The sequence below is a fragment of the Rhizobium sp. L1K21 genome (assembly GCF_024055895.1).
Taxonomy (GTDB): Bacteria; Pseudomonadota; Alphaproteobacteria; order Rhizobiales; family Rhizobiaceae; genus Ensifer_A.
The window spans coordinates 1-418 of record NZ_JAMXLE010000007.1; the positions used below are offsets into that span (position 1 = coordinate 1).

At 62.2% G+C, this 418-nt stretch carries 1 protein-coding gene; it reads left to right on the forward strand.

All coding sequences use genetic code 11. The features are described from left to right. The coding region (locus NHF56_RS19400) for a tyrosine-type recombinase/integrase (RefSeq protein WP_252807678.1) at positions 1-418 on the forward strand (418 nt) is incomplete at both ends.

A 418-nucleotide genomic window follows, 5' to 3' on the forward strand; every position in this document is an offset into this window, starting at 1 on the left:
GTGGAACTATACCCAACGCAGCCTGCATCTGGATCGCAAGGACCGCCATATCGCCACCGTTCTGGCCGGTATTCGCAACAGCCATGCAGCACCGCCACGCCAGAAGGAAGCGCTGCTGCCTGAAGAGCTGATCGCCATGCTGGAAACGCTGGACCGCGGCACGCTCAGAGGTCTGCGTGACCGCGCCATGCTGCTCATCGGCTATGCCGGCGGCCTGCGCCGCTCCGAGATCGTGGCGCTCGATGTCGGGCGTGGTCAGACGGACGATGGCCGCGGCTGGATTGAAATCCTTGATCAAGGCATTGTCGTTACGCTGCGCGGCAAGACCGGATGGCGTGAAGTTGAGATCGGCCGGGGTTCGTCTGAACGCACCTGCCCGGTTGTTGCCGTTGAGACCTGGATGAAACTCGCCAAGATT